16 protein-coding genes are annotated in these 16432 nt (G+C 73.0%); 7 read left to right on the plus strand and 9 right to left on the minus strand.

The features are described from left to right. The first annotated feature begins 99 nt into the window (after positions 1-99). Positions 100-1107 (plus strand): alginate O-acetyltransferase AlgX-related protein, encoded by a 1008-nt coding sequence (locus tag ABS772_RS06660; protein WP_350393150.1) that lies wholly within the window; start codon positions 100-102, stop codon positions 1105-1107. Positions 1108-1121: 14 nt separating this feature from the next. Here the strand turns inward: ABS772_RS06660 and ABS772_RS06665 are convergent, their stop codons facing one another. Beyond that, positions 1122-1853, minus strand: a complete 732-nt coding sequence (locus tag ABS772_RS06665) for an SOS response-associated peptidase (protein WP_350393209.1) — start codon at positions 1851-1853, stop codon at positions 1122-1124. A gap of 288 nt (positions 1854-2141) precedes the next feature. On the opposite strand from ABS772_RS06665, the gene ABS772_RS06670 reads away from it, so the two are divergent. The 3 genes from ABS772_RS06670 (at position 2142) to ada (ending at position 5850) form a co-directional block, all read left to right on the plus strand. Then, entirely contained in the window at positions 2142-3359 is a 1218-nt protein-coding gene (locus ABS772_RS06670) for a GNAT family N-acetyltransferase (protein WP_350393152.1), read from the plus strand. Beyond that, complete coding sequence (locus ABS772_RS06675; RefSeq protein ID WP_350393154.1) at positions 3356-4513, plus strand: M20 aminoacylase family protein; 1158 nt, start codon at positions 3356-3358, stop codon at positions 4511-4513. The genes ABS772_RS06670 and ABS772_RS06675 overlap by 4 nt, the downstream gene beginning before the upstream one ends. 251 nt (positions 4514-4764) lie before the next feature. Next, positions 4765-5850 (plus strand): bifunctional DNA-binding transcriptional regulator/O6-methylguanine-DNA methyltransferase Ada, encoded by a 1086-nt coding sequence (gene ada / locus ABS772_RS06680; RefSeq protein WP_350393156.1) that lies wholly within the window; start codon positions 4765-4767, stop codon positions 5848-5850. Between the two features lie 3 nt (positions 5851-5853). Here the strand turns inward: ada and ABS772_RS06685 are convergent, their stop codons facing one another. Beyond that, positions 5854-6864: a cation diffusion facilitator family transporter gene (locus ABS772_RS06685; RefSeq protein WP_350393158.1), complete on the minus strand. Its 1011-nt coding sequence runs from the start codon at positions 6862-6864 to the stop codon at positions 5854-5856. Between the two features lie 272 nt (positions 6865-7136). On the opposite strand from ABS772_RS06685, the gene ABS772_RS06690 reads away from it, so the two are divergent. Then, complete coding sequence (locus ABS772_RS06690; RefSeq protein ID WP_350393160.1) at positions 7137-7568, plus strand: HIT family protein; 432 nt, start codon at positions 7137-7139, stop codon at positions 7566-7568. Between the two features lie 218 nt (positions 7569-7786). Here the strand turns inward: ABS772_RS06690 and ABS772_RS06695 are convergent, their stop codons facing one another. From ABS772_RS06695 to ABS772_RS06725, 7 genes are all read right to left on the minus strand, one after another. Further along, a complete protein-coding gene (locus ABS772_RS06695; protein ID WP_238255023.1) occupies positions 7787-8194 on the minus strand; it encodes a PilZ domain-containing protein in 408 nt (135 codons plus the stop codon). 82 nt (positions 8195-8276) lie between these two features. After that, on the minus strand, positions 8277-8525 hold the full coding sequence (locus ABS772_RS06700) for a hypothetical protein (RefSeq protein WP_350393162.1): 249 nt from the start codon (positions 8523-8525) through the stop codon (positions 8277-8279). A 95-nt stretch (positions 8526-8620) separates the two neighbouring features. After that, positions 8621-10522, minus strand: a complete 1902-nt coding sequence (locus tag ABS772_RS06705) for a glycoside hydrolase family 15 protein (RefSeq protein ID WP_350393164.1) — start codon at positions 10520-10522, stop codon at positions 8621-8623. 115 nt (positions 10523-10637) lie between these two features. Continuing rightward, positions 10638-10901, minus strand: coding sequence for a hypothetical protein (locus ABS772_RS06710; protein ID WP_350393166.1), 264 nt, complete (start codon positions 10899-10901; stop codon positions 10638-10640). A 59-nt stretch (positions 10902-10960) separates the two neighbouring features. Further along, a complete protein-coding gene (gene nagA / locus ABS772_RS06715; protein ID WP_350393168.1) occupies positions 10961-12127 on the minus strand; it encodes an N-acetylglucosamine-6-phosphate deacetylase in 1167 nt (388 codons plus the stop codon). A 109-nt stretch (positions 12128-12236) separates the two neighbouring features. Continuing rightward, entirely contained in the window at positions 12237-13250 is a 1014-nt protein-coding gene (locus tag ABS772_RS06720; protein WP_350393170.1) for an SIS domain-containing protein, read from the minus strand. After that, the gene (locus ABS772_RS06725) at positions 13247-14134 is read right to left on the minus strand and encodes an N-acetylmuramic acid 6-phosphate etherase (protein WP_350393172.1); all 888 of its coding nucleotides are present in this window, start codon (positions 14132-14134) and stop codon (positions 13247-13249) included. The genes ABS772_RS06720 and ABS772_RS06725 overlap by 4 nt, the downstream gene beginning before the upstream one ends. 280 nt (positions 14135-14414) lie before the next feature. Here ABS772_RS06725 and ABS772_RS06730 point away from each other — a divergent pair, with 280 nt between their 5' ends. Beyond that, entirely contained in the window at positions 14415-15242 is an 828-nt protein-coding gene (locus ABS772_RS06730) for an endonuclease/exonuclease/phosphatase family protein (protein WP_350393211.1), read from the plus strand. A 76-nt stretch (positions 15243-15318) separates the two neighbouring features. Further along, positions 15319-16386 (plus strand): asparaginase, encoded by a 1068-nt coding sequence (locus ABS772_RS06735; protein WP_238255031.1) that lies wholly within the window; start codon positions 15319-15321, stop codon positions 16384-16386. Positions 16387-16432: the final 46 nt, after the last annotated feature.

Consider the following 16432-nt stretch of genomic DNA (forward strand, 5'->3'; position numbering starts at 1 on the left):
TCCCTCCCCACCGCCGACCGTCCGGTCCCGCCTCGGACCTGACGCGCCGGCGCGCGCGTTCGGCATCGGCGAAGACGATTGAGGAAGGGCGGGGCGTTCGTGTCGGATACGGCCACCGATCACATCACCGATCACATCCATGTCGGCAAGGACGGCTGGCTGTTCGTCGTCGCCGGCAGCAACAACGTCATCGCGCAGTTCAACGCGTCGGGCTTCATGGCCCGCCAGGCCGAACTCTGGCGCGAGCTCATCGCCGCCCGCGCGGCGCGGGCGGGCCGGCTCGGCATCGCCTACCACCACGTCGTCGTCCCGGAGAAGCTCAGCGTCTACGACAACTTCCTGGACGGGATCGCGGTCGATCCCCGCCTCTCACCGGCCCGCCGCCTGATCCGCGGCCTGCCGCGCCGCCGCTGGTTCTCCCGGCTGAAGGGCCGGCTCCGGGACTGGCCGACGACGCGCGTCCTGCGGCGGACCTGCGTCGACCTCGTCGAGCCGATGCGGGCGGCGCGCGGGGGCGAGGACCTGTTCTACCGCACCGACAGCCACTGGACCTTCGCCGGCTGCCATCTCGCCTATGTCGAGATCTGCCGCGCGCTGCGGGCCCCGCCCTGCCCGGACCTGTCCGCCCGCGGCTATCGCGAGACCGAGATTTCCGGCGACCTCGGCGGCCGCTTCGATCCGCCCCGCACCGAGCGGACCCGGATCCACGAACTCCAGCGCGACGCGGTGCGCCGCTACGCGAGCCCGATCGTGGCGGCGCGGGAGGCGGCAGGCCGCGCCGACACGCTCCATGTCGGCTCGCACGTCATCTACGGCAACGCCGCCGCGCGGGACCCGCGCCGCCTCGTCCTCTTCGGCGATTCGTACTCGCACTTCGCGCCGCTGATGCTCACCATCATGCTGGCCGAGACCTTCGCCGAGGTGCATTTCGTCTGGAGCACGTCGGTCGATTGGGCCTATGTCGAGCGGGTCCGGCCCGACATCCTGCTGACCGAGATCGCCGAGCGCTTCATGTTCCGCGTCCCCGACGACCGCTTCGACCTGGAGGCCTACGCCGCCGAACGGTTCGGGGCGGAGCTGGCCGGCGGAGGCGGCGAGGCGGCCTGAAGCGGACGGCCTCGTCAGAACAGTTCGCCCTGCACGGTTTCGGCCGATGCCGTCGGGGTCGAGGGCGGCTTCGCGGCCACGGGCTCGGGCAGGCCGGCATCGTCGTTGCGCACGCTGTTGACGCGCTCGCTCACCGGATCGAGCCGCAGCCAGTCGTCGGGACAGGGCCGGCAGAGGCGGGCCGCCTCGGGCGCGTCCACCGCCGCGTCGAGCCACGCGCCGACCGCCTCCGGCGCCAGGATCGCCGGCATCCGCTCGTGGATCGCGCTCAGGGTGCCGTTGGCCAAGCAGGTGACGATGGCCGCGGTATCGACCTCCGAGCCGTCCGCCCCCATCCACGGCTCCCACAGGCCGGCCAGCGCCATCGGCGCGCCGTCGGCCCTGCGCACGGCGAACGGCGTCTTGGTCGCGGCCTTCCCCGTGCCGTCGCGGCGCCACTCGTAGAAGCCGTCGGCGAGGAACACGCAGCGGCGGTGGCGCAGCGCCCCGCGGAAGGCCGGCTTCTCCCCCGCCGTCTCGATGCGGGCGTTGAACAGGACGGGGAAGTCCGACGGGTCCTTGAGCCAAGCCGGCCACAGGCCCCAGCGCATCAGCCGGAAGTGGCGCTCGCCGCTCTCGCGCAGGACCACCGGCACCGGCTGGGTCGGCGCCACGTTGAAGCGGCCGGGAAAGTTCGGCTGCTCGGAATAGCCGTAGAAGGCGCGGTAGACCTCCGGCGGCTGACCGATGAAGAAGCGCCCGCACATGAACGCGATATGGGCGCCCGGCGGGGGCCGGATCAAGCGGCGCCGGCGCCCGAGTCACAGCGATGATCGGTCTCCCACTCATCGCCTCATCCTCAGGTGCGGAGCGAAGCGGAGCCTCGAAGGATCCTCCAGCCGGCCGCGCGATCCCTGGAGGATCCTTCGAGGCCGCTGGCGCGGCACCTCAGGATGAGGAGGAGGGTTGGATCGAATGCGTCTCCCGTTTTGTCGCGCCCCGCCCGTGCCGATCCGGTATCCACTTCCGCGCCCAAGCGCTCTACCTTGCCGCCCATGACCACCCCCGCGACGGCGACCGCTCCCGAGCCCGTCCTTCAGGTGCGCGCCGTGCCGGGCATGGCCCGGTTCGACGCGGCCGAATGGGACGCCTGCGCCACCTCGCCCGAGACGCTCGGCGCCGGCGACGAGACCTTCAACCCGTTCACCTCCCACGCCTTCCTCTCGGCGCTGGAGGAGGCGGGATGCGTCTCCCGCCGCACCGGCTGGCTGCCGCTGCATGTCCGCGTCGAGCGCGAGGGCAAGCTCGTCGGCGCCGCGCCCTGCTACCTGAAGTCCCACAGCCAGGGCGAATACGTGTTCGACCACGGCTGGGCCGACGCCTACGAGCGGGCCGGGGGCAGCTACTATCCGAAGCTCCAGGTGAGCGTCCCGTTCACGCCCGTCACCGGCCCCCGCTTCCTCGTCGCGCCCGGCGAGGATCCCGACACTGCGGCCTCGGCCCTCGTCGCGGGCCTGCGCGCCCTGCGGACCGAGACGGACGCCTCCTCGATCCACGTCACCTTCATGCGCGAGCGCGAGGCCGGGCAGGCGGAGCGCCTCGGAATGCTGCCGCGCATGGACCAGCAGTTCCACTGGGTGAACGAGGGTTACGCCGGCTTCGACGACTTTCTCGGGGCGCTCGCCGCGCGCAAGCGCAAGGCGATCAAGCGCGAGCGGCGGGACGCCCTGAGCCGGGGAATCACGGTCGAGCACAAGACCGGCGCCGACCTCTCGGAAGCCGATTGGGACGCCTTCTACGCCTTCTATCAGGACACCGGCGCCCGCAAATGGGGCCGCCCCTACCTCAACCGCCGCTTCTTCTCACTGATCGGCGAGCGGATGGCGGATCGCATCCTGCTGGTGATCGCGAAGAATGCGGGCCGGCCGATCGCGGGCGCGATCAACTTCATCGGCGACACGGCGCTCTACGGCCGCAACTGGGGCTGCCTCGAGGATCACCCCTTCCTGCATTTCGAGGTCTGCTACTATCAGGCCATCGACTTCGCGATCGCCCGCGGGCTGAAGCGGGTCGAGGCCGGCGCCCAGGGCGAGCACAAGCTCGCCCGCGGCTACCGCCCGGTGCCGATGTACTCGGCCCACGACATCGCCGACCCGAGCCTCGGCCGGGCCGTCGCCGACTATCTGAGGCGGGAGCGCAGCCATGTGCGCGCGGCCATCGCCGAGTACGAGGCGATGTCGCCCTTCCGCCGCTGCGAGGATACCAGCGCATGAACACGATCGACCGCATCCGCACCTATGCCGACGAGCTGACCGCCCTGCGGCGGGATCTCCACGCCCATCCCGAGATCGGCTTCGAGGAGGTCCGCACCTCCGGCATCGTCGCCGAGCAGCTCGAGAAATTCGGCATCGAGGTCCACCGGGGGCTCGGAAAGACCGGCGTGGTCGGCGTGCTGCGGGGCCGGCCGGGCTCCCGCCGGATCGGGCTTCGCGCCGACATGGACGCCCTGCCGATCACGGAGGAGACCAACCTCCCCTACCGCTCCACCGTGCCGGGAAAGATGCATGCCTGCGGGCATGACGGGCACACCACCATGCTCGTCGGCGCCGCCCGCTACCTCGCCGAGACGCGGGATTTCGACGGCACCGCGGTGTTCGTGTTCCAGCCGGCGGAGGAGGGTCTGGGCGGCGCCCGCGCGATGATCGCCGACGGCCTGTTCGAGAAATTTCCGGTCGACGAGATCTACGCGATCCACAACGCGCCGCACGGGCCGCACGGCGTGCTGCAGGTGCGCCCCGGACCGATCATGGCGGCGGCCGACTTCTTCGACATCCGCATCACCGGCCGCGGCGCGCACGCGGCCATGCCGCATCAGGGCATCGACCCGATCGTGGTCGCCACGGGGCTGGCGCAGGCCATGCAATCGATCGTCAGCCGCAACAGCAACCCGCTGAAATCCGCCGTGGTCTCGATCACGCAGATCCACGCGGGCGCGGCCTACAACGTCATCCCCGAGGGCGCGCATCTCGCCGGCACCGTGCGCACCTTCGACGCGGAGCTGCGCAAGCTGATCGCGAAACGCATCCGCGACTTGGCGGCGGGCTTCGCCGCGGCCTACGGCGCGACCATCGAGGTGGACCTGCGCGACGTCTTCTCGGTGCTCGACAACCACCCCGAACAGGCGGCGGCCGCCGCCGAGATCGCCTCGGAGCTGTTCGGCGCCGACAAGGTCGAGCCCAACACCGTGCCGCGCATGGGCAGCGAGGATTTCGCCGACATGGTCGCGGCGGTGCCCGGCGCCTATGCCTGGCTCGGCGCCACGCCGGGGCCGGGCCTGCACAACGCGAGCTTCGACTTCGACGACAGCCTGATCCCGCTGGGTGCGGCCTACCTGGCGCGGATGGTGGAGCGGCGCGCGGCGGCGTGACGGCCGCTTGAATCCCTCCCTCTCGGCTCATCCTGTGCGCCTCTCCTCTCCCTCGCGGGGAGGAGGCAGGAGGTGGGGGTGGTGCAGGATCAAACGGGGCGGTGCCTCCTGCACCACCCCCACCCCGAACCCCTCCCCGCAAGGGGGAGGGGACACGCGCAGTCTGGATTCGACCGCAAGAGTCGGGATGCGCGGCCTGCGCCGCTCGGTCAGGATCGCGCATTCGAAGAAATGCCCCCGGGAGTGATCCCATGCTCGCCGAATCCGAGACCGTTCCGCCCGCCGAAACCCCGCTCACCGAGGTGCGGATGCGCGCGGCGGTCGCCGCACGCGATGCCGGCTTCGACGGGCGCTTCGTCTACGCCGTGCGCTCCACGGGCGTCTATTGCCGGCCGGGCTGCCCGTCGCGGGCGGCGCGGCCCGAGAACCTTTCCTTCCATGCCGGCCCGGCCGAGGCGGAGGCCGCGGGCTTCCGGCCCTGCCGCCGCTGCCGGCCGGACGCGGCGGCCCCGTCCGAGCGGCAGGCGGAGACGATCACCCGCGCCTGCCGGCTGATCGAGGCCGCGGAGGCGCCGCCCTCCCTCGACGCGCTGGCCCGCGCGGCGGGCTTGAGCCCGTTCCACTTCCACCGGATGTTCAAGGCGGTGACCGGGGTGACGCCGCGGGCCTACGCGCAGGCCCACCGTGCGGCCCGCGCCGCCGACAGCCTCGCGGAGGGGAGAAGCGTGACCGAGAGCGTCTACGCGGCGGGCTACGGCGCGCCGAGCCGGTTCTACGCCGACGGTGCGGAGCGGCTCGGCATGAGCCCCTCGGCCTATCGCAGGGGCGGCGCGGGCGAGCGCCTCTCCTTCGCGACCGGACCCTGTGCCCTGGGGCTCGTCCTCGTGGCGGCCACGGAGCGCGGCCTCTGCGCGATCCTCCTCGGCGACGACGCCGAGGCGCTTCGGCGCGAACTGACGGCGCGGTTTCCGAGGGCCGAGATCGCCGCGGCCGAGGCGGGTTTCGCGGCGACGGTGGCGGCGGTCGTGCGTCTCGTCGAGGCGCCCGGAGCCGCCTTCGACCTGCCGCTCGACATCGGTGGCACCGCCTTCCAGCAGCGGGTCTGGCAGGCCCTGCGCCGCATCCCGGCCGGCAGCACCGCGACCTATGCCGACATCGCCCGCGCCATCGGCGCGCCGGCGGCGGTGCGGGCGGTGGCCATGGCCTGCGGCGCCAACGCGCTGGCGGTGGCGATCCCCTGCCACCGGGTGGTGCGCTCGGACGGGGCGCTCTCCGGGTATCGCTGGGGCACGGCGCGCAAGGCCGCCCTGCTCGCCCGCGAGGGGGTGGAGCGGTAGGGATCAGGCCGGCACGGCCGAGCCGGGCGGGGCCGCGTCGGAGCCGGTGGGGGCCGGGGCCGGCGCGCTCTCCGCGGCAGCGGCCTTGCGCGACTGGATCTCGATGAAGACGCGGGTGACGTGGCGGCTCTGCGCCCTGATGCGGCTCTCCAGCCGGGCGACCGTGCGCTCGACCTCGCCCGCGGGCACGTCGTCGGCGAAGTCCAGGCTCAGGTTCACCAGGATGTCGGAGGGGCCGAGATGCTGGGTCAGCACCGCGTTGACGTGCTGCACGGCCGCCTCCTCCCGCACCGCCGCCTGGATCGTGCGCACCACCTCCGGGTCGGCGGCCTCGCCGATCAGCAGGCCGTGGGTCTCGAACATCAGGAAGATCGACATGCCGACCAGCACGAGGCCGATGCCGATCGAGGCCCAGCCGTCGAGCGCCGGCTTGTCGAGGAGGTGGGCAAGCACCACGCCGGTCATGGCGATGACGAGGCCGATCAGCGCGGCCACGTCCTCCACGAGGATGGTGTAGAGCGCCGGGTCCTTGCTGCGCTGGATCGCGGTGATCGCGCCGCGCTCGCCCTTCTCGGCCCAGAACGCCCTCACCGCGACGAGGCAGGAATACCCCTCCGCCAGGATCGCGAAGCCGAGGATCGAGACGTTCACCCAGAAGCCGGACAGTCGGACGCCGAACAGGGTCGCGTCGGCGGCGGGCTCAGGATGCTCGATCTTGTGGGCGCCCTCGTAGATCGCGAAGATGCCGCCGCCGAGGAAGATGAACAGGGCGACGATGAAGGCGTAGAAATACACCTCGCGCCCGTAGCCGAAGGGATGCTTGGCATCCGCCGGCTTCTTCGCCCGCTTCAGCCCGACCAGCAGCAGGAGCTGGTTGGCGGTGTCCACCAGCGAGTGCGCGCCCTCGGCCAGCATCGCCGTCGATCCGGTCAGGAAGGCGCCCACGAACTTCGCCGCCGCGATGGCGAGGTTGGCGCCCGCCGCCGTGTAGATCGCACCCGTGCTCTCGGCCATGTCCCGCTCCCCGGTGCAGGCGGCCGTCTCACCGAGCCGGCGGCCTGCTCCCATCCATTGCTGCCGCACGACGGTCTCGGAAAGCCGGTTTCCCACCCTTCCGCATCGTGCTCCGGCGGCGCCGGCGCCTCACGCCTGCCGCCGTCACGGGGGCGTCAACGCCGCCGGAGCGGCCGAGGTTGCCGGGGCAGAGGGCTGCGGAGGGCTCGACACGGTTGCTGGGGTGGGGGCGTCCGTGCAACCTGCCGCCCGTTGCTGCGAGGAGCCGTGCGATGCCGCCCTACGATCCGGACAACATCTTCGGGAAGATCCTGCGTGGGGAGATCCCCTGCCACAAGGTCTACGAGGACGAGCACAGCCTCGCCTTCATGGATGTGATGCCCCAGGGCGAGGGCCATACCCTGGTGATCCCGAAGGCACCCTCGCGCGGGCTGCTCGACGCCGAGCCGCGGACGCTCGCGGCCCTGATCGGCACGGTGCAGCAGGTTGGGCGGGCGGTGAAGGCGGCGTTCCGCGCCGACGGCCTGACCCTGTTCCAGTACAACGAGCCGGCGGGCGGGCAGACGGTGTTCCACCTGCATTTCCACCTCGTGCCGCGCTTCGACGGCGTGCCGCTGAAGCGGCACGAGGGCGGCATGGCCGACAACGCCGTGCTGGCCGAGCACGCCGCGCGCATCCGGGCGGCGCTGGCGGACGCGGCCTGAAACCGTTTCCGGTTGATCCCTTCGGTGCTGCCTCCCGTCATCCCGGGGCCGCGCAGCGGAACCCGGGATCCACCCGTGATGCGCGGCTCAAAGTGGCATCACGGGTCGATTCCGGGTTCGCCTGCGGCGCCCCGGAATGACGGTGGTGAGGTCTGGATCGAACCAATTAGCCGGAAACCGTATGACCCGGTCTCACGGGGCGGGGGTGTCGCCCCGCCTCAGGCGAGCTGCGGTCCGCTCGCCTGCCCGGTTCCCATGGCGGCGATGACGGAGCGCAGGCCGGCATTCTCGGCCTCCAGCTCGGCGATCCGGCGCAGCAGGATGGCGATCGACGGGTCGGCCGCCGGGGCGGGTTCGGGGGCCGCCGGCTTGTGCGCCTCCAGGAAGGCGACGCCCACCGCGTCGCCGCGGCGCCAGCGCAGGTTCGACCGCAGGGTCATTTCCTTCTGCGGGATGTAGAGGTCGAACGATTCCGGCAGGGTGTTGGTCTCGCTCAGTTCCAGCCGCGCACCCATCTCCGAGAAGTCGCGGATGAGGCAGTCCATGCTGGACGCTCCCTTGTTAAAGTGGATCCTTCCCTTGAGGAACGTCCGCTTGCGAGCCTCCTGGCGCTTCTCGCTGATCATGATGGTCTCCGGCCCCTCCGAACGGCCCGACCTGTCTGACACGCCGCCCGTTAAGGAATGCTCGACAAGATCGCGCAGGCGCTCAGGTTCGGCCGGCCCCGCGCTCGGTCCCGCCCTCGTCGAGGCATTGGAACAGGTAGAAGCCGTTGAAGCGCACTGCGGTCGCCGCGGCGCGGTCGTCGAAGCCGGGAGGCGGGTTCGCGCTGCCGTCGATTCGCCCGCCGAAGGTCCAGCGGCGCCCGCCGACGAAGCGCGGCACGGCGCAGCTCTCCGGAACCGCGCAGAACAGCGCTTCCCGGCCGCGTCGCCGGAACAGGTTGTAGCTTCGCATCGGATCGCCTCCGCTTCGCCCACCCTCATGCGGAGGGTTAACCCGACAATCGGTCCGGTTTGTGTCGGCCCGGTTTGTGTCGGACCACGAGCGGATCAGGCCGGAAGGGCGTCGGATTCCTCGGCCCGGCAATCCGGCTCGTCGGTCGGGGTCTCGCCGTCGCGGGCCGCGGCGAGGCGGACGGCGTGGTTGATCACCGCCATGTGGGTGAAGCCCTGGGGCACGTTTCCGCGCTGCTCACCCGATTCGGCGTCGATCTCCTCGGCGAACAGGCCGAGGTCGTTGCCCCGCGCCAGCAGCCGCTCGAACAGGGCGGTCGCCTCGCCGTTGCGGCCGGCCAGCGCGAGGCAGCCGACCCGCCAGAAGGCGCAGGCGGTGAAGGTCGCCTCCGCGCCCTCCAGCCCGTCGTCGATCCGGTAGCGGTAGACGAGGTCGCCCGCGCCGAGTTCCGCGCCGACCCGCTCCAGGGTCCTCGCGACCCGCGGGTCGTCGGGGTCGAAGGCGTCGAACAGCACGGCGCGCAGCACCGCCGCGTCGAGCTCGTCCGCGCCGTAGGCCATGGTGTAGGCTCCGCGCGACGCGTTCCAGCCGCGTGCGTGATACTCCGCCCGGATCTCGGCGGCGGCCCGTTCCCACCGCTCGATCGTCGCCGCGTCGGCGAGCCGGTGCTTCGGATCGGAGCGGGCGATCTGCACGGCGCGGTCGAGGCCGACCCAGAGCATCGCCTTGGTGTGCAGGCTCTGGCGCTTCTCCGTGCGCATCTCCCACAATCCGTGGTCGGGGGCGTGGCGGGCGCGCAGGATGTGGTCGGTGAGATGGCCCAACGCCTCGGGCAGGTGGTCGTTGACCTTGACCGGCGGATCGAATTCCACCGCCTCCAGGTAGCCGTGGAGGGCCACCAGGAACTCGCCGTAGATGTCGTACTGCTCCTGATCCGCCGCCGCGTTGCCGATCCTCACCGGGCCGACGCCGCGCCAGCCGCGCAGGTGGTCGAGGCATTCCTCGACCGGCACCGGACCCTTGAGGGCGTACATCAGGTGGAGGTCGCGGCCCCGGCTGGCGTCGGCCTCGCGCAGGAAGCGCAGGAACTCGGCGGCCTCACGGTCGTAGCCGAGATTGACGAAGGCGGTGACGGTGAAGCTCGCGTCCCGCATCCAGACGTAGCGGTAATCGTAGTTGCGGTTGCCCGGCACCGCCTCGGGCAGCCCCGCGGTCGCGGCGGCGACGATGCCGCCCGAGGGGCCGTGGGTCAGGAGCTTGAGGGTGAGCGCACTGCGCAGCACCGCCTCGCGGTAGGGTCCGTCGTAGGTGCAGCGGCCCGACCACTCCTCCCAATAGGCCCGCGTGGCGGCGAGCGAGGCATCGACCGCGCCGGGCATCCCCTCCGCCGCGTCCTCCTCGCCCTTGCCCTCACCCTCACCGTGCAGGATCACGAGGTCGGCGCGCCCGCCGGCCGTCAGGGCGAAGGCGCCCTCGGCGGCGCCGCCGCTGAGCGCCAGCGGCACGGTGCAGGCGGCGCGGATCGCGTCGCCGCCGCCGCGGAAGCGCAGGCAGGTCTCGCTGTCCGCCGCCGCCTCGGTCGGGGCACGGGCATAGTCGAAGCTCGGGCGCAGGAGCCAGCGGCCGGAGACGCGGCCCGCGACGCAGGCGAGGCGGCGCACCACCCGGCCCCGGGCGTGACCGTCCGGCCCCTCCTCCGGCACGGATTCGTGCGGATGGAGCGGCATGAAATCGGTGAGCACCGCCCGGCCGGTGGCGGTGACGAAGGTCGTCTCGAGGATGTTGGTGCCGGGCAGATAGCGGCGGCTGGTCCCGCTCAGGCCGTCGAGGGCGAGGCGGCAGCTGCCGCCGCGCTCATGATCGAGCAGGGCCAGGAACACCGCCGGCCCGTCGTGCTTGGGCCAGCACAGCCAGTCGAGGGAGCCGTCGCGGGCGATCAGGGCCGTGGTGCAGGTATCGCCGATCACGGCGTAGTCGGCGATGGGTCTGTCCGTCACGGTCGCTCCCGTCGAGTGGCGCGGCGGCAACGTTCCGAGCCTCGCAGGGTTCGCCCCTGCGACATCAGGCGACGCGGGAGCCCGATCGGGAGCCGAGGGGGAGCGGAGGCCCGGCTCAGAAGCGTGAGGCGCCGCGCCGCATCATCCGGTGCATCCGGCTCTTGTGCGGGCGGTGGTAGGCCCGCCGCGCGCCGTAGCCGCCGGACCGGCCGTAGCTGCCGCCGCTGACTCCGGCGGTGCGGTCGTTGCCGGTGGCGCGCGACGAGGGCGAGAGGCCGCTGCCGGCGTTGCTGCTGGCACCCTGCGCGGCCGCGGGGCCGGCGGCGAGGACGAGCGCCGCGGCCAGGGCGAAGAGGCCGCTTCGAAGCGGATGGGTCATGGTTCGCAATCCTCCCGAAAGGCAGCCCCGACGGGCTCCGTGAGGGGGCGAACCGCGGCCTAGGGGGCTTGTTCCCCGCCGATCCAGGTGCCGAGCACCGTCAGGTCGGCGGCGAGCGCGACGAGATCCGCCGCATGGCCGGGGGCGATCCGGCCGAGTCGGGCGTCGAGCCCGAGGAAGCGGGCCGGCGTCAGCGAGGCCATGGCCAGGGCCTCCTCGAGGGAGGCGCCGCCGCGCGTGCTCATGTGGCGCACGGCCTGCGCCATGGTGATCGCCGCGCCCGCCAGGGTGCCGTCCTCGCCGGTAAGGCGGTCGCCCGTCCGGACGATGCGCCGCCCGAACAGGGGGAAGGACGCGTCCGCGCGGGCGTCGCCGACCGGCGGCATGGCGTCGCTCACCAGCATCAGCCGGTCGCGCCCCTTGAGGCGGAGGGCCAGCCGGAGCTGGTCGTCGCCGACATGGTGGCCGTCGGCGATGATCCCGGCGAAGGTCGCCTCCTCCGAGAGGGCGACGCCGACCGCGCCGGCCTCGCGGGGGCCGAGCTGCGACATGGCGTTGAACAGGTGGGTGAAGCCGGTGAGCCCCTCCGCCACCGCCGCCCGGATCGCGAGCCCCGTATCCGCCGTGTGCCCGGCGCAGACGAAGGCGCCGCGGGCGACGAGGTCGGCGACCGCGCCCTCCGGCACCCGCTCGGGCGCCAGCGTCACCAGGGTGACGCCGCGCGTCCCCAGGTCGGTGAGCAGCTCGGCGTCGCCGGGACCGAAGGCCGCGAGCCGGCCGGGATCGTGGATGCCGATGCGCTGCGGGCTCAGGAAAGGCCCTTCGAGGTGGATGCCGAGAATGCCGGGGATACCCGCTTCGATCGCCGCCGCGACGCCCGCGATGGCCGCCCGGATCGCCGGCCTTGTGTCGGTGATGAGGGTCGGCAGCAGGGCGGTGGTACCGCCGCGCCGGTGCGCCGCCGCGATACGGGCGATGCCGGCCACGCTCGCATCGTCGTTGAGCAGAACCCCGCCGCCGCCGTTGACCTGAAGGTCGAGGAAGCCCGGCGCCAGGATCGCCTCCGCCGGCAGCCGGACGAGGGGCATGTCCGCGGGCGGCTCGGCGGTGACGTCGGCGATCCGCCCGCCGCGCAGCACGACGATGCGGTCGCCGAGCATCCGCTCGCCGTCGAACACCTGCGCGGCGGCCAGCGCGCACGGATCCTGGGGTCCCAAAGGGATCATCCCTTTGGCGGGGCGCAAGGTGGCAGATCTGGGCAGAGCCCCGGCTTCCTTCCAAGGCTCCGCCCTGGACCCGCGAAAGGGCTCGCCCTTTCGAAACCCGGACTTTCCATCACAGCGTCTCCGTGACCTTGGTGAGGCCGGCCGGCTTGTCCGGGTCGAGGCCGCGGCGGCGGGCCTCCGCCTCGATGGCGCGGTAGGCCGGCACCAGCATGGCGACGGGATCGCAGGCCGGGTGGCCGTCGCCGATCCAGGGCAGGGTGCCGAGGGGACCGCCGCAGGCATGGACCCGCAGGCTGTCGCGGGCGAGGTCGCGCACGAGGTCGTCCACGCCCTCGGCGAGCGGATCGGCCTGGCGCAGGGCCAGGACCGGCGTCGCCGCCGAGACGGAGGCGCGGGGGCCGTGGCGCAGCTCCGCCGCGGAGTAACCGAGGGCCGGCAGGCGCAGGGTCTCGGCGAGCTTGAGCGCGATCTCGCGCAAGGGGCCGAGGCCGTGGCCGCGCCCGGTGACGAAGGCCGCGGGCGCGCCGTCGAGGTCGGCGCTCCAGGCGGACCAGTCGAGGGCGAGCGCCTGCCTCAACCGCTCCGGCAGAGCGGCGAGGCCCTGATCCAGATCGCGGTCGCCGGCCCAGGCCGCCACGAGGGCGGCCCCCGCGATCCCCGAATTCGTCACCGTCTTGGTGGCGGCCACCGCCCGCTCCGGTCCGGCGAGGATCGGCAGGACGAGGTCGCTCGCCCGCGCGGCCGGCGAGTCGGGATCGTTGACCAGCGCCAGGGTCAGCGCGCCGCCGGCCCGCGCCGCCTGCGTCGCCGCGACGAGATCCGGCGAGCGGCCCGATTGCGAGACCACGACGAACAGCGCGCCCGCGACCCGCGGCGGGCGGGCATAGCCCGTCACCACCGAGGGTGCCGCCGCCGAGACCGGCAGGCCGAGCCGCGTCTCGATCAGGTAGCGCAGATGCACGCCGGCATGGCCCGAACTGCCCCGCCCGCACACCACCACGAAGGGGAAGCTCCGGGCACTCAGCGCCGCGCCGATCCGCGCCGCCTCGCCCGCCGCCAGCACCGCGTCGGCGGCGGCGGGAATCTCGGCGATCTCCCGTGCCATGAAGGTCGTCGCGCTCATGATCGCCCCACCTCGCGGAGCGCCCGGCGCAGGTTGCCCTCGTGGCGCAGGAGCAGGTCGTCGGCCCGCATCGCGCTCATTCCCCCCGCGATCAACACCGCGCGCTTGATGTCGCCCTCGGCCCGCGCCAGGGCGTCGGCGGCGGTCTCCGCCGGGCAGCCGGCGAGTTCGGAGACCATGGCGACGCCGCGGGCGCGCAGCTTCCGGTTGGTCGCGCGCATCGCCACCATCCGCCCGCGATAGACCCGCCCGAGCCGGATCATCACCAGCGTCGAGAACAGGTTGAGGATCACCTTCTGCGCCGTGCCTGCCTTCATGCGGGTGGAGCCGGCCAGCACCTCCGCCCCCGTGGCGGCGAGGATGCCGTGGGCGGCCTCGCGCAGGATCGGCGCGTCGGGGTTGTTGCTGACGCCGACGGTGACGGCGCCGAGGGTGCGGGCGGCCTTCAGCGCCTCGACGGTGAAGGGCGTCGAGCCGCTGGCGGCGAGCCCCACCACCACGTCGCGCGGGCCGATCTCCGCGCGGGCGATCCAGGCCGCGCCGTCGGCGGCCGAATCCTCCGCATCCTCCACCGCGCGCAGCAGGGCGCCCTCCCCGCCGGCGATGGCGAAGCCGAGCTGCGTCTCCGGCCAGTCGAAGGTCGGCGGCAGCTCCGCCCCGTCCTGCACGCCGATCCGCGCCGAGGTGCCCGCCCCGACATAGACCAGCCGCCCGCCCTCGCGCAGGCCCGGCTCGGCGGCCCGCGCCGCCGCATCGATCGCCGGCAGGGCCGGCCCCACCGCCGCGACCGCGGCGAGCTGGCCCTCCCAGAGGGCCTGGAGAATGTCGAGTCTGGCCCAGGCGTCGAGGTCGACGTAGCGGGCGCTGGCGTCCTCCGTTCTCATGCCGCGCCTGCCTCCCGTCGTGCCTGTTGCCGCGCCTCTCGCCGCGCCTTCTTCCGCGCCCCTTGCGTCCTCATTTCGTCCGTCCGATCCCGCCTTCGGCGCCGTGTCGCGCTCTCGCCTGTTCGAAAGAGGTCATCCCCGGTGCGGTTCCGCCGGGAGCGGAAAAGGGCGGCGGGCTCCGACCCGATCAGGGATCGGTTGGCCGGTCCCGGCGTTCGGTTGGCGCGCCACTCCGGTTCTCGACGGACGGATGCGCGGGAAGCCGGCCGGGGGAGAGGGCGTGCAGCAGGGGCAGATCGAGGGGCACGCCGAGGAGCGGCCGGAGATCGCGGGGGACGGGCGGGATCGAGGGGCATCGCGGCGCTTGCGTCTCCTGACCTACAACGTCCGCCATTGCCGCGGCACCGACGGGCGGGTCGCGCCGGAGCGGGTCGCGCGGGTGATCGCGGCGCTCTCGCCCGACATCATCGCCCTGCAGGAGGTCGATGTCGGGCGCAAGCGCACCGGCGGACTGGATCAGGCGGAGGAGATCGCCCGGCTCACCGGCATGTTCTCGCATTTCCACCCGGCCCTGCACGTCGAGGAGGAGCGCTACGGCGACGCCCTGCTCACCCACCTGCCGTCGCGGCTCAGGCGGGCCGGCCCCCTCCCCGGCCTGACGCGGCGCCCCGGCCTGGAGCCGCGCGGCGCGCTCTGGGTCGAGGTGAGCCTGGGCGCGGCGGCGATCCAGGTGCTCACCACGCATTTCGGGCTGCTCGGGGCGGAGCGCATCGCCCAGGCCGAGGCGCTGCTCGGGCCCGACTGGCTCGGCGATCCCGCCTGCCGCGCGCCGACGGTGCTGCTCGGCGACTTCAACGCCACGGGCTGGTCGCGGTCCTACCGCCGGCTGAGCGCGCGCCTCACCGACGCGCGACGGCTCACCGGGGAACGGCGCTGGCGGCGCGGCGGGGCGAGCTTCCCGAGCCGTTTCCCGCTGCTGCGCATCGACCATGTTTTCGTGAGCGAGCGCGTCGCCGTCGAGCGCGTCACGGTGGTGGACACCCCGCTGGCGCGGGAAGCCTCCGACCATCTCCCGGTTCTGGCGGAGATCCGGATCGATCCGGGTTGAGCGTTTTTGCGCACATGCGCATGGTCCCGGCGGGCCGGTCCGGACGACCGGCCGCGTACGGGAGAGGAAGCGCGCGATGACGAAGACGACCGGACACCTGACCGCCCTCGGGGTGGCCGCCCTGATCGCGCTCTCCGCCGGGCCGGCCCTGGCCGAGCCGCCGCGCATCGCCGTGGTCGCCACCGGCGGCACCATCGCGATGAAGCTCGATCCCACGACCCACGCGCCGGTCCCGGCCCTGTCCGGCGAGGATCTCGTCGCGGCGGTGCCCAAGCTGAAGGACATCGCGACCATCGAGGTCACCGAGTTCAGCAACGTGCCGAGCGACTATATGGGCCCGGACCGCTGGCCGGCGCTGGCCCGCCGGATCGACGCGCTGCTCGCCGATCCTGGCATCCGCGGGGCCATCGTCCTGCACGGGACCGACACCCTCGATCAGACCGCCTACTTCCTCGACCTGACCCTGAAGAGCGACAAGCCGGTGGTGCTGGTGGGCGCGCAGCGCAACGCCTCCGACGCGGATGCCGACGGCCCGCGCAACCTCCTCAACGCCGCCCGCCAGATCCTGGCCGAGGGCGCGGCGGGTCAGGGGGTGACGGTGACGCTCAACCACCGCATCAACGCGGCCCGCGAGGTGCGCAAGACCCACACCAGCAACGTCGAGACCTTCAATTCGGGGGAGGCCGGCATCCTCGGCACCGTCGACGAGGACCGCGTCGTGTTCGGCCGCCGCTCCCTGCGGCGCCAGACCCTGCCGCTGCCGGAGCGCCTGCCGCGGGTCGATCTCGTGGCGATGTATGCCGGCGCCGACGGCTCGCAGGTGCGGCACGCGGCGCAGAGCGGGGCCGACGCGATCGTGGTCGAGGCCTATGGCTGGGGCAACGTCAACGCCGAGATGCACGACGCCATCGCCGAGGTCATCGCGGGGGGCGTTCCGGTGGTCGTGGCGACCAAGGTCCATGACGGCCGGGCGCTGCCGGTCTACGGCTTCAAGGGCGGCGGCAACACCCTGCGCAAGGCCGGCGCCGTGTTCGCGGGCGACCTCACGCCGGACAAGGCCCGCATCCTCACCCTGCTCGCCCTGCCCGCGGACAAGGGTGCGCGCAAGGACCAGGCGGCCTTGCAGGCGGTGTTCGACAAGTAGCCGTGCCTCTCGGCTCTGAGTGACGGACCCGGCCCTGTGCTTCTCC

This window comes from Methylorubrum podarium (genome assembly GCF_040270385.1).
GTDB classification, from domain to species: domain Bacteria; phylum Pseudomonadota; class Alphaproteobacteria; order Rhizobiales; family Beijerinckiaceae; genus Methylobacterium; species Methylobacterium podarium.